Consider the following 17,918-nt stretch of genomic DNA (forward strand, 5'->3'; position numbering starts at 1 on the left):
CGCGACACGGCCGTTCGGGGGGCCGGTGCACCGGTGATCGTCGCTACCGTGTGCGGTGTGAAGGGCCTTGGCGTACGCGGCTGGTTGCTGCTGGGGCTCATCACCGTGGTCGTCCTCGCCGCCACCGGCGTGTGGAACCCGTTCCCCGCCGTCTGGGACTGGGTCGACCGGAGCAAGCCGATCTCCGAGCCGGACGTGGTCTGGCAGCAGCGGGTCGGCGGCACCCCGAAGAGCGTCACCATCGCCGGCGACACCGTGATCGTCGAGCAGCGCACCCGGGTCGAGGCACGCGGCCTGGCCAACGGCACCCAGCTCTGGGAGCGCAAGGCCGACTGGGCGGCGGTGGCCGGCGGCGACCGGGACGCGGTCGTCGCCGTGGGCAAGCTCCTGGACAAGGGCTACGAGGTGCTCGACCCCGCCACCGGCGTGGTGCGCCGCCGCGACGAGCGGGCGGTGGCCGTCTGGACCTACCGCAACCTGCTGCTCGACGCCTACTGCGTGCAGTCCACCGACTGCACGCTGCGGGCCTGGGATCCGCGCGGCACCGCGCCGCGCTGGAGCGCCTTCCTGCCCGGCGTGAACAGCGGGGTGCTCGCCGACAACCCCGAGCTGCTGGGCACCCGGCGGCTCGGCGCGCCGCGGATCGACGGCGGGGTGGCCGGGCCGGAGCCGGTCCCGCCGCTGCTCGGCTTCCCGGTCGACGACCGGGTGCACGTCGTGGACACCGCCACCGGGCGGGTTCTCCAGAACGTCGAGCCCGGCCGCGAGGAGCGGCTCGCGGTGGTCGGCGGCCGGCTGCTCCGGATCGCCGCCACCTCCCGCGACGGGACCTGCTACTTCGCCCTCACCGCCGTCGACCCGGCCACCGGCCAGCAGGTGTGGCGCCGCAACGGGGTGAACCTGCGGACCGCCGACTACGCCGGCTGCGTGCAGCGGGAGGACCCGCAGGGCGCCCGGAACGTGCTCATCGGGGTCGCCCCGGACGGGCGCGAGGCGGTGATCGACGGGTACGACGGCCGGCTGCTCCAGGTCGGCGCCGAGGGCGAGAAGCTGCTCGCCGTCGACGACCGCTACGCGCTCGTGCGCAGCGCCGACAAGGACTCGCTCCTCGGCCGGGAGCTGTCGGCCGACCACACCCGGTGGACCCGGCCGGCCGGCGGGAAGACCGGCGCGGCGCTCACCCCGTACGCGGCGCTGATCGCCGAGGACAAGCCGTCCCGGCTCATCGCGGTCGAACCGCGCAGCGGTCGGGAGCTGGTCCTCCTGCGCACCTCGGCGAACGCCCTGGCGGTCGGCCCGAACGGCATGATCATCGGGGAGGGCCGGGAGATCGGGTACGTCCGCTGGGGCGCCGGGGCCGCCGGGGTGCCTCCGCCGGACGAGGGCGCGGTGCCCGCGCCGGACCCGGGCGACACCTGGCGACCCCCGACCGACCAGGGCAGTTGCGGCCCGAAGAACGAGCTCTGCGCCGACGGCAAGTGACGCCGGGTGAGAGCGGCGTCCCACGACCCACCCGGCGGGTGCCACCGATCGACGGCTCTGCCCTAGGCTTTTCGGTCATGAGCAGTGCCGCCGCCTTCTCGTACGCCCCCCTGCTGCCGACCGGACCCGACCAGACGGAGTACCGCCTGGTCACCGATGAGGGCGTCGACGTCGTCAACGGCCCGGGTGGCCGACGGTTCCTCACCGTGGAGCCCGCCGCGCTGACCGCGCTGACCGCCGAGGCGATGCACGACATCGCCCACTTCCTCCGCCCGGCCCACCTGGCCCAGCTCCGGTCGATCATCGACGACCCGGCGGCCTCGCCGAACGACCGGTTCGTCGCGCTGGACCTGCTGCGCAACGCCAACATCGCCGCCGGCGGCGTGCTGCCGATGTGCCAGGACACCGGCACCGCGATCGTCATGGGCAAGCGTGGCCGGCACGTGCTCACCGACGGCACCGACGCCGAGGCCATCTCGCGCGGCGTCTACCAGGCCTACACCCGGCTCAACCTGCGCTACTCGCAGCTGGCCCCGCTGACCATGTGGGACGAGCGGAACACCGGCAGCAACCTGCCGGCCCAGGTCGAGCTCTACGCCGAGGATCCGGACGGGCACGCCGACGCGTACAAGTTCCTCTTCATGGCCAAGGGCGGTGGCTCGGCCAACAAGTCCTACCTCTACCAGGAGACCAAGGCGCTGTTGAATCCCACGCGGATGATGCAGTTCCTGGAGGAGAAGCTGCGCCTCATCGGCACCGCGGCCTGCCCGCCCTACCACCTGGCCATCGTCATCGGCGGCACCTCCGCCGAGTACGCGCTGAAGACCGCCAAGTACGCCTCCGCGAAATACCTGGACGCCCTCCCGACGCAGGGCTCGATGAGCGCGCACGGCTTCCGCGACCTCGAACTGGAGGCCGAGGTGCTGGAGCTGACCCGCAACTTCGGCATCGGCGCGCAGTTCGGTGGGCGCTACTTCTGCCACGACGTCCGGGTGGTCCGGCTGCCCCGGCACGGCGCGTCCTGCCCGGTGGCCATCGCGGTCTCGTGCTCGGCCGACCGCCAGGCGGTCGCCAAGATCACCCCGTCGGGTGTCTGGCTGGAGCGCCTGGAGACCGACCCGGCGCGCTACCTGCCCGACGTCACCGAGGCCCACCTGGACAGCTCCGAGGTGGTCCGGGTCGACCTCAACCGGCCGATGGACGAGATCCGCGCCGAGCTGTCGAAATACCCGGTGAAGACCCGGCTGTCGCTGACCGGCCCGCTCGTGGTGGCCCGGGACATCGCACACGCCAAGATCGCCGAGCGGCTGGACGCCGGCGAGCCGATGCCGCAGTACCTGCGCGACCACGCCGTCTACTACGCCGGCCCGGCCAAGACCCCGGAGGGCTACGCCTCCGGCTCGTTCGGCCCCACCACGGCCGGCCGGATGGACGCCTACGTGGAGAAGTTCCAGGCCGCCGGCGGCTCGATGGTGATGCTGGCCAAGGGCAACCGCTCCGCCCAGGTCACCCGCTCCTGCCAGACCCACGGGGGCTTCTACCTCGGCTCGATCGGCGGCCCGGCCGCCCGCCTCGCCCAGGACTGCATCAAGCACGTCGAGGTGCTCGAATACCCCGAGCTGGGCATGGAGGCGGTGTGGAAGATCGAGGTGGAGGACTTCCCGGCCTTCATCGTGGTCGACGACAAGGGCGAGGACTTCTTCGCCGAGGTCACCAAGCCGGTGCTCACCGTCGGGCGGCGCTGACCTTTCGACGTACGCGACAGGGCGCCGGGTGGGATCCCACCCGGCGCCCTGTCGTCGGCGCCCGGTCAGCCCGGGTGGGCACGGAGAACCGAAGCAGTAGGTAACTCATCGACATCGGTGCGCCCGTCCGGGCGCGGAGCCCGGGCGGGCGCACCGCCCCCGTCGGATGCCGTCACCGACAACCGCGCCCAGTCTCCGGTCCGGTGCTGTCGATCCGCTATCACATCGCTATCGCCTGCCCGAGGCGATCCGTGACCGTCGGGCTACGCTGCTGAAAGTTGCACAAGAAGGCATGCGGGGGCACAGATGCGGTTCGCGATTCTGGGCCCGCTGCGGGTGGGCGGTGGCGAGGCCACCATCACCGCAGGTCGGGACCGGACGGTGCTCGCCGTGCTGCTGCTGCGAGCGGGCCGGGTGGTGCCCGTCGAGGAGCTGATCGACGCGGTCTGGGAGGACCACCCGCCGGCCACCGCGCGCACCCAGCTCCAGATCTGTGTGTCGCGCTTGCGACAGCGTCTGGCGGCGCTCGGCTCACCAGCGGAGATCATCATCACCGACCCGGTCGGCTACGGCGTCCGGATCGAGCCCGACGACCTCGACGCCGAGGTGTTCGCCCGAGCCGTGGAGGCCGGCCGGGCCGCCGCCGGTCGGCCCACCGAGGCGCGCCAGCACTACCGCGCCGCGCTGGCGCTGTGGCGCGGCCCGGCACTGGGCGGGATCGCCAGCCGGAGCGTACGGCGGCGTGCGCAGGCCCTCGACGAGCAGCGACTCGCCGCGTTGGAGGAGTCCGTCGACGTCGAGCTGCGCCTGGGCGGGGCGGCCGACGTGATCGACGAGCTGACCGAGAGCGTGGAACGCAACCCGCTCCGCGAGCGGCTGCGCGGTCAGCTCATGCTCGCCCTCTCCGCGGTGGGCCGGCAGGCGGACGCGCTCGCCGTCTACCGGGAGGGCCGCCGGATCTACGCCGAGGAGCTGGGCATCGAGCCCGGTGCCGGGCTGCAGGAGCTGCACCAGCGGGTGCTGGCCGGCGACCTGGCGTTGGCCGGCGCAGGGGCCCTGCCGGTCGTCCCGGTGCGCGCTCTGCCGCCGGCGATCAGCGACTTCACCGGCCGGGAGCAGACCATGGCCCGGTTGGTGAAGGAGATCGAGGAGGACGCCGCCCGGGTGCACCTCATCGACGGGATGGCCGGAAGCGGCAAGACCACCCTGGCCGTGCAGGTGGCGACCGCCCTGGCCGACCGCTACCCGGACGCGCAGCTCTTCGTCGACCTGCACGGGCACAGCGAACGGACGCCCGTGCCCCCCGGCGCGGCGGTGGCCACCCTGCTGCGCCAGCTCGGTGTCCCGGCGGAGCGGGTGCCACTGGAACTCGACGACCGGCTCGCCCTCTGGCGTAGCGAACTGGCCGGGCGGCGGGCCCTCGTGGTGCTGGACAACGCCGCCGATGCCGACCAGGTGGCGCCACTGCTGGCGAACGGTCCCGACTGCCTGATGCTGATCACCAGTCGGCGCCGGTTGGTCGGCCTGGACGGGGGCCGGCCGTCGTCGCTGCCCGTGCTGGATCCCGAGGAGGCCATCGAGTTGCTCGGCCGGGTCGCCGGCGAGGACCGCGTGGCCGCCGAGCCGGAGGCCGCCGCCGAGGTGGCCCGGCGCTGCGGGTACCTGCCGCTGGCCATCCGGCTGGCCGGTGCCCGGCTGGCGCACCGGCCCCGCTGGCGGGTCGCCGACCTGGCCGGGCGCCTGGTCACCGGCGGCGGGCCGCTGGCCGAGCTGGCCGCCGGTCAACGATCGGTGGGGCAGGCGTTCGCGCTGTCGTACGCCCAGATCTCCCCGGCGGCGCAGCGGGTGTTCCGGCTGCTCGGCCTGCACCCCGGCCAGCGGTTCGACAACCGGGTCGCCGCCGCGCTCGCCGATGTCGGCCTGCCCGTGGCTCAGGACCTGCTCGACGAACTGGTCGACGCGCACCTGGCCGAGGAGGTGGAGCCCGGCCGGTACCGGCTGCACGACCTGATCCGGGAGTACGGCCGGACGCTGCTCGGCGCTCCGGAGCGGGCCGCCGAGCGGACGGAGGCCCTGGAGCGGCTGCTCGACCACCACCTGCACGTCACCGTGGCGATCGCCCGGACCTTCGAGGCGGCGGGCAGCCGGAGGACGCTGCCGGCGGGCACCTCCGTTCGCCGTGATCTGGTGGAGGCGGCCGCCTCCGAGGGGCGGCCCTGGTTCGAGGAGAACCTGGCCGTACTCACCGCCCTGGTCCGGCTCGCCGAGGAGGAGGGCTTTCCGGAGCGGTGCTGGCAGTTGGCGCGGGCCTGCTGGCGGCTCAACTTCGACGGCGGGCACCTCGACGAGCTGATCGAGACGCACACGATCGGCCTGCGGGTCGCCGAGCGGATCGGCGACGACATGGCCGTCGCCTCCATGCTCAACTACCTGTCCTCGGCGTACTTCCGGCTGGGTCGCTTCCCGGAGGCGATCCGACTCATGGAACTGGCACTCGACCTGCGCCGCCGGCTCGGGCTGCGGAGCGAGGTGCTCAGCACCCTGTGGAACCTCGGCATCTCCTACGCGGTCAACGGTGACTTCCGCCAGGGCATGGCACGGTTCGACGAGGCGCTCGGGCTGGTGCGGGGTCTCAGCGACGCCGCCGACCTGACGAACCTGCAGAACAACCTCTGCATGGCACTGCTGGCCTGGGGCCGGTACGAGAGGGCGCTGCACATCGGTCGGCTGCACCTCATGCTGGCCCGCCAGACCGGAGACCTGCGGCAGACCTCCCACGCCGTGGGGCACCTGGGCATGGCCAGGCACCGGATGGGTGACGTGGCACCGGCCCGCCGGCTCCTGCGGGTCGCGCTCCACCTCAAGCGCCAGTTGGGCAACCGCTACGGCGAGGGCGAGGTGCTCAACGAGATGGGCATGATGGAACGGGAGGACGGCCGTCCGGAGCGGGCCGCCGCCCTGCACCGCGAGGCGCTGGTGGCGATCACGGAGGTGGGTGACCGGATCGGGCAGTGCGCCTCCCGCAATCTGCTCGCACTGGCCATTCGCGACCAGGGGGACGTGGCGAGCGCGCTGGACCTGCACCGCCGGGTGCTCGCCGATGCCACTCGCCTGGGTGCCCGCTACGAACAGGCCCGAGCGCTGGACGGCATCGCCCGCTGCCTGCGGGACACCGACCCCGAGGGCGCCCGCTCACACTGGACCCGGTCGCTGGCGCTGTTCCGCCAGGTCGAGTCGCCGGACCGGCACGAGGTGGAACGGCTGCTGTCGGAGCTGGACTGAGCGATCATCTGCGAGTCGGCGGCGGGCGCGGCAGGATGGTACGCGTGACGACTCCAGAGGCGACCGGCTACCGCATCGAACGCGACTCGATGGGTGAGGTGGAGGTGCCCACCGAGGCGCTGTGGCGGGCGCAGACCCAGCGTGCGGTGCAGAACTTCCCGATCTCCGGGCGGGGCATCGAACCGGCCCAGATCAAGGCCCTGGCGCAGATCAAGGGGGCGGCCGCCCAGGTCAACGCCGAGCTGGGGGTGATCGGCGCGGACGTGGGCGAGGCGATCGCCACGGCGGCCGCCCACGTCGCCGACGGCGGCTACGACGACCAGTTCCCGGTCGACGTCTTCCAGACCGGCTCGGGCACCTCGTCCAACATGAACACCAACGAGGTGATCGCCACCCTGGCCGGGCGGGAGCTGGGCCGCAACGTGCACCCGAACGACGACGTCAACGCCTCCCAGTCCAGCAACGACGTCTTCCCGTCCTCGATCCACCTGGCCGCCACGCAGGCGGTGGTGGAGGACCTGCTGCCCGCGCTGAAGCACCTGGCCGGCGCCCTGGAGGACAAGGCCGCCGAGTTCGAGACCGTGGTGAAGGCGGGGCGTACCCACCTCATGGACGCCACCCCGGTCACCCTGGGGCAGGAGTTCGGGGGCTACGCCGCGCAGGTCCGCTACGGCGTCGAGCGGCTGGAGGGGGCGCTGCCCCGGCTGGCCGAGCTGCCCCTCGGTGGCACCGCCGTGGGCACCGGCATCAACACCCCGCTCGGCTTCGCGGCGCGGGTGATCGAGAAGCTGCGCGCCTCGACCGGGCTGCCGCTGACCGAGGCCCGCAACCACTTCGAGGCGCAGGGCGCCCGGGACGCGCTGGTGGAGACCTCCGGCCAGCTCCGCACCGTCGCCGTCGGCCTCTACAAGATGGCCAACGACATCCGCTGGATGGGCTCCGGCCCCCGCGCCGGCCTGCGCGAGCTGCGCATCCCCGACCTCCAGCCCGGCTCGTCGATCATGCCGGGCAAGGTGAACCCGGTCGTCGCCGAGGCGATGCGGCAGGTGTGCGCGCAGGTGATCGGCAACGACGCCGCCGTGGCGTTCGCCGGTTCGCAGGGCGACTTCGAGCTGAACGTGATGCTTCCGGTGATGGGCCGCAACCTGCTGGAGTCGATCCGGCTGATCTCCGCGGCCAGCCGGCTCTTCGCCGACCGCCTGGTGGTCGGCCTGGTCGCGGACGCCGAGGTCTGCCTGGCGTACGCCGAGGGCTCGCCGTCGATCGTCACCCCGCTCAACCGCCATCTCGGGTACGACGAGGCCGCCTCGATCGCCAAGGAGGCGCTGGCCAAGCAGGTCTCCATCCGCGAGGTGGTGATCTCCCGTGGGCACGTCGACTCGGGCAAGCTCAGCGAGACCCAGCTGGACGAGGCCCTGGACCTGCTCCGGATGACCCACCCCTGAGTCGGGGCGCCGCCCACCGCTGCTGCGTCAAGGGTGGGCGGCCGCCTTGCGGGCCCGGTAGGCGCTGACCGCCGCCCGGTTGCCGCAGCCGCCGTCGCAGAACCGGCGCGACCGGTTCTTGGAGAGGTCGACCAGCACGTTCTCGCAGTCGGGGTGGTCGCAGAGGCGCAGCCGGCTCAGCTCGCCCATGCGGATCAGGTCGGCCAGCGCCATGGCGGCCTCGACCGCCATGCGGGTGGCCAGTGGCGCGTCCCGCGGCACGGCGTGCAGGTGGTACGGCTCGTCGTCGTGCCGGACGAGCTGGGGCAGGGCGTGGGACTCCCGGAGCAGCCCGTTGACGACGGCCACGACCTCGTCGGTGTCGGCGTACCAGATCCGGCGGAGCCGGGGCCGCAGTGCGCGGACCTCGCGCAGTTCCGCCTCGCTGTGCTCGTGCCGGCCGGTCCACCCGTACGCGGTGAAGAACTCGTCGAGGGCGGTCACGTCGGGCAGCCCTTCCCGGTCGGGGCCGGCCGTGTTGACCAGCGCCGTGGCCGCGATCAGGCCGCATTCGGTGTCATGAGCGAAAAGCAACTTGACTCCTGTCGGGGTGCCGGCCTAGCGTCATCAGCATAACGCCATTTGACCCATGTCCGGTCGACCCAAGGAGCTGTCGATGCGTGAACGGCCCGGCGTCGGCCTCGGCCTGGCGCTGCTCTCCGCGCTCACCTTCGCCACCTCGGGCACCTTCGCCCGACCGCTGATCACCGGCGAGTGGTCCGCCGAGGCGGTGGTGCTCGCCCGGGTCGGCATCGCCGCGCTGGTGCTCGCCGTGCCCGCCCTGCTGGCGCTGCGCGGCCGGTGGCCGGTGCTGCGCCGCAACGCCGGCACGCTCGTGGTCTTCGGTCTGCTCGGGGTGGCCCTGGCCCAGGCCTGTTTCTTCAACGCCGTCCGCTACCTGCCGGTCGGCGTCGCCCTGCTGCTCGAATACCTGGGCATCGTGCTCGTGGTCGGCTGGATGTGGCTGGTCCACGGCCAGCGGCCCCGGGTGCTCACCGTGGCCGGTTCCGTGACCGCCCTGTGCGGGCTGGTGTTCGTGCTCGACCTGACCGGCGCCGGCAGCCTCGATCCGGTCGGCGTCCTGTGGGGGCTCGGGGCGGGGGTCGGCCTGGCCGGCTACTTCGTCATCGCCGGGCGGGTCGACCCGGCGCTGCCGTCGGTGGTGATGGCCAGCGGTGGCATGGCCGTCGGCGCCGTGGTGCTGCTCCTGCTCGGGCTGGTCGGGGTGCTCCCGCTGCGCGCCGGGACCGCCGATGTGAGCTTCGCCGGGCACGAGATGAGCTGGCTGGTGCCGATCGCCGGCCTGTCGCTGATCGCCGCGGTGGTCGCCTACCTCACCGGCGTCGCCGGGGCCCGGCTGCTCGGCGCGCGCCTCTCCTCCTTCGTCGGGCTGACCGAGGTGATGTTCGCGGTGCTGATCGCCTGGCTGGTGCTGGGCGAGCTGCCGAGCGGCGTGCAGCTGCTCGGCGGTGCGCTCATCGTGGCCGGTGTGGCCCTGGTCCGGGTGGACGAGCTGCGCTCGCCGGCGGACGCCGTCCCGCCGGCCCCGGCCGAGCCCGCCCTGGCCGCGGAACGATGACCGACCCGCGCAGCGCCGTCGTCTTCGACGCCGACGAGACCCTGATCGACCTGCGGCCGGCGGTCACCGGCGCACTGGCGGCCGTGCTCGACGAGATGCGGCGGTGGACGCCGGCGGCGGCCGAGGTGTCGCTCGCGGACCTGGAGGCGGACTGGGGCGCGGTGTTCGGGGCGCTCAGCGCCGTGCCGGTGCAGGAGATCCGGCGCGCGGCGCTGGCCCGGTCACTGGCCCGCGCCGGGCTGGACGCCCACCTGGACGAGTTCGCCGCGCTCTTCTTCGCCCGCCGGTTCGCGCTGACCCGGCCGTTCCCGGACGCGCTGCCCGCGCTGGCCGCGCTGCGCCTCCGCCACCTCCTGGGCTTCGCCACCAACGGCAACAGCCGGGCCGAACGCTGCGGGCTCGCCGGCGAGTTCGCCTTCGAGCTGTACGCGCACGAGAACGACCTGCCCAAGAAGCCGGCGCCGGAGTTCTACGCGGCCGTGGTGGCCGCCGCCGGCCTCCCGGCCGAGCACATCGTGTACGTGGGGGACTCGCCGGAGCACGACGTGCTCGCGGCCCAGCGCGCCGGGCTGCGGGCGGTCTGGCTGAACCGGGGCCGGCTGCCCCGCCCGCCGGGGCTCACCCCGGACGCCGAGGTGTCCACCCTGGCCGATCTCCCGGACGTGCTCGCCCACCTCGAATCCGCGAAGGCCTGATCGCGGCCGGTGCGTGTCCGGGACATCCGGATGCCGCCACGTCGGCGTCGGGGCGGGCCTCACGGCCGCCAGCCCCGGGCCACGAGGGCGGCGCGGATCTCGCGGACCAGGACCGGGAAGTTCCGGTGCAGGCGGCGGTCGGTCACGGGCAGCACGAGCCAGCCGGCCGCGACGAGCTGCTGGAGCCGGTCCCGGTGCGGCTGATCCGGGTCGAGGCGCCACCGGCCGTCGTGCGCGACGGCGACGCGGAACTCCGGCCAGGCCAGGTCGGGATGCAGGACGAGACCCGACGGCCCCCGCACCGGGTGATGCGCCACCGGGCGGGGCAGGCCGGCCAGCACCAGCCGGACGCGCAGGTGCGACTCGGCCGGGGACCGCGCGCCGGGATCCGCCAGGCCGAACACCCACCGCGCCCGCCGGCCACCGGGCCGCCCGGCGTTCCGGGCCGCGACGTCGGTCAGCTCCGCCCGGCGGACCAGGCCGATCCGCAGCAACGCGTCGACGATGCCGACCGCCCGTACCGGGTCGGACCAGACCGCGGTCTCCCAGGCGCAGGCGGCCGGCTCGGTGCGCGGCAGCCGGACCGGTCCGCTCGGTACGCCACCCATTGGGCCCACCGCACCGGCCACCGTTGCCCGGACCGTCTCCTTCGGTGCGACGGCACGGCCGTCCGGGCCGGGAGAGGCGCCCGGCGCACCGCCGGCAGGGGTGGGCTCCGCCGGACCGCCGGCGGGGCCGTGCCGGGTGGGGATGGTCGGTGCGGAGCGGGCCAGGCCGCCGGACGCGACGAGGAGACCGACGCGTTCGGGCGCCGACGGGGCCTGGTGCACCCGGATGCCGGGCTGCGCGTCGGCCCGCGCCGTCGCCGGCAGCAGGACGTGCACGTCGTCCCGCGGGCCGGCGGCGTGCGCGATCCCGTGCAGGTACGCCGCCGACGGCCCGGCGAGCAGCGTCCCCGGCGGCAGGCGGAGCAGCGCGGCGCGGCAGGCCAGCGCGTGGTCGTGATCGAGGCGGGCATCGGCGTAGACGTCCTGCCGGAGCCGGAGCCAGGAGGCGCCCCGGAGCTGGTGCCGGGTCAGCAGTTCGCGCCGGACCGCGTCCGAGCCGCGGAAGACCTGCCAGGCCAACTCGGGCGGTCGAAGGGGTTGAGGTGGCATGCCGACCAGCCTGGCGGCGACGGACCACCCTCCGGCACCCCTGTGGACAACCGCGGCGGCGCGGGACGCCAGGCCCTGTGGACAACGACCACGGCGCCCGGCCGATGTGCTAGCGGCTCCCGGCCACACGGCACAACGCCACCCGGCCGGGCCGGCAGAGCCGGTCAGGACAGCGCGGCGGCGATCGACTCGGCGGCGGCGGCAACCTGGGTGCCGACCTCGGTGACGTCGAGCGGGGTCAGCGAGACCACCCCGACGCTCGCCTCCAGGCCCGGCACGCCGAGCACCGGGGCGGCCACCCCGTACGCCCCGGACTGCAGCTCGCCGCTGGTGCTCACCGGGGCGGCGGCACCCGCCCGCCCGGCCAGGATGGCCCGCCCGGCCGCACCCCGCTCCAGCGGGTGCCGCGATCCGGTCCGGTACGCCACGTGGAACGAGGTCCAGGTCGGCTCGACCACCGCGAGGGCGACCCCCTCGCCGCCCTCGACCACGGTCAGGTGGGCGGTCGCCCCGGCCTGCTCGGCGAGCCGGCGCAGCGCGGGCAGCGCCCCCTCGGCGAGCAGCGGCTGGGCTCGCCGGGCCAGGTGCAGCACGCCGGCGCCGAGCCGGAGCCGGCCCGCACCGTCGCGGCGCAGCATGCCGTGGTCGGTCAGCGCGCCGACCAGCCGGTAGACGGCCGCCCGGCCGATGCCCAGCCGGTTCGCCGCCTCGGTGACGGTCAGCCCGCCCGGCGCGTCGGCGACCAGGTGCAGCAGCCGCAGCCCCCGGTCCAGGGTCTGCGCCGTTTCTCCCGCACGTGCCGCCGTGTCCACAGCACGCAGCGTACGACCCGGCTCCGGCCTACCCCGAAATGCGCGGACGGCTACCCTTGTACGGTGACGCTACGCCTGTATGACACCGCCACCCGTACGGTGCGGGACTTCGTCCCGCGGGAAGCCGGCAAGGTGGGGGTCTACCTGTGTGGTCTCACCCTCCAGGCCCCGCCGCACATCGGCCACCTTCGTTCGGGTGTCAACTACGACGTGCTGCGCCGCTGGCTCACCGTGTCCGGTTACGAGGTCACCTTCATCCGCAACCTGACCGACATCGACGACAAGCTCCTGGTCAAGGCGACGGAGCAGGAGCGGCCGTTCTGGTCGATCGCGTACGACAACGAGCAGATCCTGGCCGACTCCTACCGGGCGTTGAACGTCCTGCCGCCGACCTACGAGCCGCGGGCCACCGGACACATCCCGGAGATGCACGAGCTGATCGCCCGGCTCATCGAGACCGGTCACGCCTACCCGGCCACCGACGGCTCCGGCGACGTCTACTTCGACGTGGCCTCCTGGCCGGCCTACGGGTCGCTGTCCGGCCAGTCACCGGAGGACATGCAGTCCGCCGGGGACGCCCCGGAGCGGGGCAAGCGGGACCCGCGCGACTTCGCGCTCTGGAAGGGCGCCAAGCCGGAGGAGCCGGCCGACGCCTACTGGCCGTCGCCGTGGGGCCGGGGCCGGCCCGGCTGGCACATCGAGTGCTCGGCGATGTGCTGGCGCTACCTGGGGCCGGAGTTCGACATCCACGGCGGCGGGCTCGACCTGACCTTCCCGCACCACGAGAACGAGATCGCCCAGTCGCAGGCCGCCGACCTGCCGTTCGCCCGCTACTGGGTGCACCACGGCCTGCTCAGCATCGGCGGCGCCAAGATGGGCAAGTCGCTGGGGAACACCCTCGACCTCGACTACGTGGAGTCCCTCGGGGTGCGCCCGGTGGAGCTGCGCTACTACTACGCCGCCGCCCACTACCGGTCCCGCATCGACTACTCGGAGGACGCGCTGCGCGAGGCGGCGGTCGCCTACCGGCGGATCGAGGGCTTCGTGCAGCGGGCCGCCGAGCGGGTCGGCGCCGGGCAGCTCGGCGAGCTGCCGGCCGGCTTCGTCGCGGCGATGGACGACGACCTCAACACCTCGGCCGCCCTGGCCGTGCTGCACGAGGTGGTCCGGGACGGCAACACCGCGCTGACCGCGGGCGACGATGTGACCGTCCGCACGACGCTCGCCGCCACCCGGGCCATGCTGGATATCCTCGGCGTTGACCCCCTGGACCCGGTCTGGACCGGCGGCGGCCGCGCGGACGACCTGCGCGGCGTGGTGGACTCCCTGATCGCGCTCGCCCTCGAGCAGCGCGCCCAGGCCCGCAGCCGCAAGGACTGGGCCGCCGCCGACGCCGTACGCGACCAGCTCAAGCAGGCCGGCGTGGTCGTCGAGGACACCCCCCAGGGCCCGCGTTGGACTATTGGAGAGCAGGACTGATGGCCGGCAACTCGCAGCGCCGTGGCCGGCGACTGACGCCGAAGTCGGGTGCCCCCAAGGGCTCCGGTGGTAAGAACAAGGACTCCCTCGCCGGCCGGGGCCGCACCCTCCCCGCCGACGAGCGGCCCTGGCACAAGGCCTACTCGGGCACCGAGAAACTGCCCCAGCGCACCGCCTGGAAGCAGGACAAGGAGCGCCGCGCGGCGGCCGAGGAGGGGCGCGCCCCCAAGATCGGCCAGCCGGGCAGCAAGGACACCACCTGGGGCAGGGGCGGGGGCCGGGGCGTCCCCGCCGCGAAGGGCCGCGGCGGCAAGCCCGCCGGCCGGTCCGGGCCCCGGGTCGCCCCCGGCCGTAAGTCGAACCCGGTCAAGGACAGCCCGGAGCTGCTGGTCGGGCGGAACCCGGTGCTGGAGTCGCTGCGCGCCCAGGTGCCGGCGACCGCCCTCTACACGGCCCAGGGCATCGACATCGACGACCGGGTCAACGAGATCATCCGCACCGCCGCCGACCGGGGCATCGCGATCCTCGAGATCAGCCGGGCAGAGCTGGACCGGATGACCGGCGGCGTGCTGCACCAGGGCGTCGGCCTCCAGGTGCCGCCCTTCGCCTACGAGCCGTTCGAGGACCTCATGGCGGCGGCGCTGGAGCAGGCCGCACCGCTGCTCGTCGCGCTCGACGGCGTCACGGACCCGCGCAACCTCGGCGCGGTCATCCGGTCGGCCGCCGCGTTCGGCGCGCAGGGCGTCTTCGTACCCGAGCGGCGGGCCGCCGGGATCACGGCGACCGCCTGGCGGACCAGCGCCGGCGCGGCCGCGCGGGTGCCGGTCGCGCAGGTCACCAACCTGACCCGCTCACTGAAGGCGTGCAAGGACGCCGGCTTCATCGTGGTCGGCCTGGACGCCGACGGGCAGACCGACCTCTACGACCTGGAGGCTGCGGTCGGCCCGCTGGTCGTGGTGGTCGGCTCGGAGGGGCGCGGGCTGTCCCGCCTGGTCGGGGAGACCTGCGACCTGACCGTCAGCATCCCGATGGTCTCCGACGTCGAGTCGCTCAACGCCAGCGTCGCCGCCGCGGTCACCCTCGCCGAGGTCGCCCGCCGCCGCGCCGTCGAGGCGTAACAAGGGCACGAAAAGGGGCGGTCCGCCGTGGCGGGCCGCCCCTTTCCTCGCGTACGTCAGATCCGGTTGCCGGTGGCGGCGTGGAAGACGTGGCTGCGGCCGGTGCGCGGCTTGACGAACACGGTGTCACCCATGTTCGGCATGGTGCGCCGGTCGGTGCGGACCACGAACCGCTCGTTGTGGCCCTCCAGCGCGGCGTGGCCGTAGACGTTGGCGTCGGAGCCCAGGTCCTCGACCAGCTCGACCACGACCGGCATGCCGCCCTCGGTCGGGCTGACCAGGTCGCAGTCCTCCGGACGGAAGCCGACGGTCACCTTGCCGTCGCCGCCCTCGGCGCGGGCCGCCTCGACCTGCTCGCGGGTCAGCGGCACGTTCAGCTCGGCGAACGCGGCGCCGTTGTCGGTCAGCGGCACGGTCTTGATGTTCATGGCCGGGGAGCCCATGAAGCCCGCGACGAAGACGTTGGCCGGGGTGTCGTAGAGCGCCCGGGGGGTGTCCACCTGCTGCAGGACGCCGTCGAGCATGACCGCGACCCGGTGACCCATGGTCATGGCCTCGACCTGGTCGTGGGTGACGTAGACGGTGGTGACGCCGAGCTTGGCCTGGAGCGACGCGATCTGCGTACGGGTCTGCACGCGGAGCTTGGCGTCGAGGTTCGACAGCGGCTCGTCCATGAGGAAGACCTGCGGCTCGCGGACGATCGCGCGACCCATGGCGACCCGCTGGCGCTGGCCACCGGAGAGCGCCTTCGGCTTGCGGCTGAGGAACTCCTCCAGCTGGAGCAGCCCGGCCGCCTCCTTGACCCGCCGGTCGATCTCCGACTTCGAGGTCTTGCGCAGCTTGAGGGCGAACGCCATGTTCTCGTACACCGTCATGTGCGGGTAGAGGGCGTAGTTCTGGAAGACCATCGCGATGTCGCGGGCCTTCGGCGGGAGGTGGGTGACGTCCCGGTCGTCGATGTAGATCGCGCCGTCGTCGACGTCCTCCAGGCCGGCGAGCATCCGGAGGCTGGTGGACTTGCCGCAACCCGACGGGCCGACCAGGACGAGGAACTCCCCGTCGCCGATCTGGAGGTCGAGCTGGTTGACCGCGGGGCGTTCGGTGCCCGGGTAGATCCGGGAGGCCTTCGCGTACGTGACCGTAGCCATGGTGGAGCGCTTCCTTTCACCGGCAGGAACGTGCCGGACGATCCGAGTGGAAGGAGCGACCGGCACCCGAGGTGCCGGCCAGACGGGCGGTCGACCGGCAGCCGAGGCCAACCGGAGTGTCGTCCGTGTCACTGCACCGTAAACGGGTTTCGCGAGCCTGCCAAGACGGGGTGCGGTCGATGGGATCGAGGGCATAACGCATAACGGTCACCAGGGCACGGGCAGGCATCAATCTCCACGGTCCGGAGGCCCCATGGGCGACGATCCGGTGGTGCCGAGGTCGGGAAATTGACGTTTTCCGTGCTCGGGAGCCCTGCTGAACGGGATTACCGGCCCTCAGTCGCTATGCTGACCCCGGACCACGCGCCCCTGTAGCTCAGCTGGCCAGAGCACTCGCCTTGTAAGCGAGATGTCGCCGGTTCGATCCCGGCCGGGGGCTCCAATTTCATCAGGCGTTTCGCGGCGGTGGCCGTCGCGAGATATCCCGATGACAGCAACGCTGACAGCAACGCGGTTCATGACAGCCGCCCGTCGAGCTTGCCGAGCGCCTGACGCATCGCATCAAGGTTGGCGTGAGCGTAGACCTTAAGGGTGATCTTCACGTCTGCGTGCCGGGCGATGGCCTGGACGACGTGCGGCGGGACGCCCAGCTCCATCAGCAGCGACACGACCGTGTGTCGCAGGTCGTGCAGGCGGACACCGGGCAGACCGGCGGTCTCTCGAAGCCGAGCGAACGAGCGGCTGAGGTTGGTTGGCTCCAACGGGGTGCCCCGCTCGGAGGGGAAGACCAGGCCGTGGTCCTCCCAGACCTCGGCGAGCGCAGCCCGTTCGGCCTGCTGGCGCTCCTGGTGCTCAAGCAGCGCGAGCCAGGTGACCTCGGGCAGCGGCAACACTGCCTCTGAGTCCTCGGTCTTGGCGTCCAGGACGTGGAGCTGTCCCGCCACTCGCTGGACGGTCTGCTGAACCCGCAGGGTGCCTTCGTCCAGGTCGACGTCCGACCAGCGGAGCCCGACCAGTTCACCGCGCCGGAGGCCCATCGTGGCGGCCACGACGTAGAGCGCGTGGAGCCGGTGACCAGCAGAGGCAGCGAGGATCTTGCGCACCTGGTCGACGGACAGACCCTTACCGACCTTGTAGCGAGGCGAGGGAACCCGGACGAGCTTGGCGACGTTGCGGGACACCAGCTCCTCCCGCATGGCGTGTTGGAGCGCGTTGCGCAGCACCGCATGCACGAACTGAATCTGTCGCGCGCTGGGGTAGCTCTGGCAGCAGCGGCCAACGGAGCAGCACCGCCGGTCAGCAGGACGAATCTTGTCGAGGCCATTGGTGCAACAGAGGCACTTGCGCCGGAAGTCGTCCATGAACGCCTTGACGTGCTGTACCTGCAAGCCATCGAGGCGCTTGGTGCCGAGTGCGGGGATCAAGTGCAGACGTACGGCGCTCTCGTATCCCCGTGCGGTAGTGGGCTTGAGGTCAGTGACGTAGGCGGCCAGCCAGTAGGGCAGGTAATCGGCGAGCTTCCAGGCCCGATCGGACACGGGGATGCCGCGTTGGGATCGTGACTTGAGCTCGGTGAGCTTGGCGTGGGCCTCCTCCCAGGTGGCTCCGTAGACGAACTTGCGCTTACGACTGCCGTCCGTGATGAGGACGTATGCCTGTCCGACCCAGCGGCCATCGCTGGCGCGCTGGTAGATGGAGCCTTCGCCGTTGGGGTTGCGGCGGGCGGGGGATTGGCGGGACTTGGGTTGCTTGGTCATCAGGCGGCTTCTTCCGTGAGCGTGGCGATCGCCTCGTCTATGGCTGTGGCCGGGATGAGGCGGCGGCTGCCGACCTTGAAGGAGCGCAGCCGGCCAGAGCGGATCAGGTCATCGGTGAGCGAACGGCTGATGCCGAGTGCTCGGGCAGCCTCCTCGACGCGCAGCACGCGAGGAGTGATC

The 17,918-nt window shown here is 73.0% G+C and carries 14 protein-coding genes and 1 tRNA gene; 9 read left to right on the plus strand and 6 right to left on the minus strand.

Going from position 1 to position 17,918, the window contains the following annotated elements:
• The first annotated feature begins 48 nt into the window (after positions 1 to 48).
• From RMN56_RS13615 to RMN56_RS13630, 4 genes are all read left to right on the plus strand, one after another.
• Positions 49 to 1,482 (plus strand): outer membrane protein assembly factor BamB family protein, encoded by a 1,434-nt coding sequence (locus RMN56_RS13615; RefSeq protein ID WP_313724137.1) that lies wholly within the window; start codon positions 49 to 51, stop codon positions 1,480 to 1,482.
• 77 nt (positions 1,483 to 1,559) lie between these two features.
• Positions 1,560 to 3,227 carry a fumarate hydratase gene (locus RMN56_RS13620; protein WP_313724138.1) on the plus strand — a complete coding sequence of 556 codons (1,668 nt, stop codon included), beginning with the start codon at positions 1,560 to 1,562 and terminating at the stop codon, positions 3,225 to 3,227.
• Between the two features lie 306 nt (positions 3,228 to 3,533).
• On the plus strand, positions 3,534 to 6,509 hold the full coding sequence (locus RMN56_RS13625) for an AfsR/SARP family transcriptional regulator (protein WP_313724139.1): 2,976 nt from the start codon (positions 3,534 to 3,536) through the stop codon (positions 6,507 to 6,509).
• Positions 6,510 to 6,544: 35 nt separating this feature from the next.
• The gene (locus tag RMN56_RS13630; protein ID WP_313724140.1) at positions 6,545 to 7,954 is read left to right on the plus strand and encodes a class II fumarate hydratase; all 1,410 of its coding nucleotides are present in this window, start codon (positions 6,545 to 6,547) and stop codon (positions 7,952 to 7,954) included.
• A gap of 27 nt (positions 7,955 to 7,981) precedes the next feature.
• On the opposite strand, the gene RMN56_RS13635 is transcribed toward RMN56_RS13630, so the two are convergent.
• The gene (locus RMN56_RS13635; RefSeq protein ID WP_313724141.1) at positions 7,982 to 8,527 is read right to left on the minus strand and encodes a CGNR zinc finger domain-containing protein; all 546 of its coding nucleotides are present in this window, start codon (positions 8,525 to 8,527) and stop codon (positions 7,982 to 7,984) included.
• An 82-nt stretch (positions 8,528 to 8,609) separates the two neighbouring features.
• On the opposite strand from RMN56_RS13635, the gene RMN56_RS13640 reads away from it, so the two are divergent.
• Positions 8,610 to 9,572: an EamA family transporter gene (locus RMN56_RS13640; RefSeq protein WP_313724142.1), complete on the plus strand. Its 963-nt coding sequence runs from the start codon at positions 8,610 to 8,612 to the stop codon at positions 9,570 to 9,572.
• Complete coding sequence (locus RMN56_RS13645; protein ID WP_313724143.1) at positions 9,569 to 10,267, plus strand: HAD family hydrolase; 699 nt, start codon at positions 9,569 to 9,571, stop codon at positions 10,265 to 10,267. The genes RMN56_RS13640 and RMN56_RS13645 overlap by 4 nt, the downstream gene beginning before the upstream one ends.
• Positions 10,268 to 10,326: 59 nt before the next feature.
• Here RMN56_RS13645 and RMN56_RS13650 read toward each other — a convergent pair whose 3' ends face one another.
• Together RMN56_RS13650 and RMN56_RS13655 are read right to left on the minus strand one after the other, a co-directional pair.
• Positions 10,327 to 11,424 (minus strand): hypothetical protein, encoded by a 1,098-nt coding sequence (locus tag RMN56_RS13650; RefSeq protein ID WP_313724144.1) that lies wholly within the window; start codon positions 11,422 to 11,424, stop codon positions 10,327 to 10,329.
• 164 nt (positions 11,425 to 11,588) lie between these two features.
• Positions 11,589 to 12,236 (minus strand): IclR family transcriptional regulator, encoded by a 648-nt coding sequence (locus RMN56_RS13655; RefSeq protein ID WP_313724145.1) that lies wholly within the window; start codon positions 12,234 to 12,236, stop codon positions 11,589 to 11,591.
• 63 nt (positions 12,237 to 12,299) lie between these two features.
• Between RMN56_RS13655 and cysS the strand changes: the two genes are divergently transcribed.
• Positions 12,300 to 13,715, plus strand: a complete 1,416-nt coding sequence (cysS, locus tag RMN56_RS13660; RefSeq protein ID WP_313724146.1) for a cysteine--tRNA ligase — start codon at positions 12,300 to 12,302, stop codon at positions 13,713 to 13,715.
• A complete protein-coding gene (rlmB, locus tag RMN56_RS13665; protein ID WP_313724147.1) occupies positions 13,715 to 14,833 on the plus strand; it encodes a 23S rRNA (guanosine(2251)-2'-O)-methyltransferase RlmB in 1,119 nt (372 codons plus the stop codon). Before cysS ends, rlmB begins: the two co-directional genes overlap by 1 nt.
• Before the next feature lie 56 nt (positions 14,834 to 14,889).
• On the opposite strand, the gene RMN56_RS13670 is transcribed toward rlmB, so the two are convergent.
• The gene (locus tag RMN56_RS13670) at positions 14,890 to 15,981 is read right to left on the minus strand and encodes an ABC transporter ATP-binding protein (protein WP_313724148.1); all 1,092 of its coding nucleotides are present in this window, start codon (positions 15,979 to 15,981) and stop codon (positions 14,890 to 14,892) included.
• Between the two features lie 365 nt (positions 15,982 to 16,346).
• Between RMN56_RS13670 and RMN56_RS13675 the strand changes: the two genes are divergently transcribed.
• Positions 16,347 to 16,423: transfer RNA gene (locus RMN56_RS13675), tRNA-Thr, on the plus strand.
• 73 nt (positions 16,424 to 16,496) lie between these two features.
• On the opposite strand, the gene RMN56_RS13680 is transcribed toward RMN56_RS13675, so the two are convergent.
• The gene (locus RMN56_RS13680; protein WP_313724149.1) at positions 16,497 to 17,738 is read right to left on the minus strand and encodes a tyrosine-type recombinase/integrase; all 1,242 of its coding nucleotides are present in this window, start codon (positions 17,736 to 17,738) and stop codon (positions 16,497 to 16,499) included.
• Positions 17,738 to 17,905 carry an excisionase family DNA-binding protein gene (locus RMN56_RS13685; RefSeq protein WP_313724150.1) on the minus strand — a complete coding sequence of 56 codons (168 nt, stop codon included), beginning with the start codon at positions 17,903 to 17,905 and terminating at the stop codon, positions 17,738 to 17,740. Before RMN56_RS13685 ends, RMN56_RS13680 begins: the two co-directional genes overlap by 1 nt.
• Positions 17,906 to 17,918: the final 13 nt, after the last annotated feature.

Source organism: Micromonospora halotolerans, from assembly GCF_032108445.1.
Classification (GTDB): domain Bacteria; phylum Actinomycetota; class Actinomycetes; order Mycobacteriales; family Micromonosporaceae; genus Micromonospora; species Micromonospora halotolerans.

Bases quoted from the DNA above. Each gene is read 5' to 3' on its own strand.
- RMN56_RS13620 (WP_313724138.1), top strand. From the start codon at position 1,560: ATGAGCAGTGCCGCCGCCTTCTCGTACGCCCCCCTGCTGCCGACCGGA.
- RMN56_RS13640 (WP_313724142.1), top strand. From the start codon at position 8,610: ATGCGTGAACGGCCCGGCGTCGGCCTCGGCCTGGCGCTGCTCTCCGCG.
- RMN56_RS13670 (WP_313724148.1), bottom strand. From the start codon at position 15,981: ATGGCTACGGTCACGTACGCGAAGGCCTCCCGGATCTACCCGGGCACC.
- rlmB (WP_313724147.1), top strand. From the start codon at position 13,715: ATGGCCGGCAACTCGCAGCGCCGTGGCCGGCGACTGACGCCGAAGTCG.
- RMN56_RS13680 (WP_313724149.1), bottom strand. From the start codon at position 17,738: ATGACCAAGCAACCCAAGTCCCGCCAATCCCCCGCCCGCCGCAACCCC.
- RMN56_RS13645 (WP_313724143.1), top strand. From the start codon at position 9,569: ATGACCGACCCGCGCAGCGCCGTCGTCTTCGACGCCGACGAGACCCTG.
- RMN56_RS13650 (WP_313724144.1), bottom strand. From the start codon at position 11,424: ATGCCACCTCAACCCCTTCGACCGCCCGAGTTGGCCTGGCAGGTCTTC.
- RMN56_RS13630 (WP_313724140.1), top strand. From the start codon at position 6,545: ATGGTACGCGTGACGACTCCAGAGGCGACCGGCTACCGCATCGAACGC.
- RMN56_RS13625 (WP_313724139.1), top strand. From the start codon at position 3,534: ATGCGGTTCGCGATTCTGGGCCCGCTGCGGGTGGGCGGTGGCGAGGCC.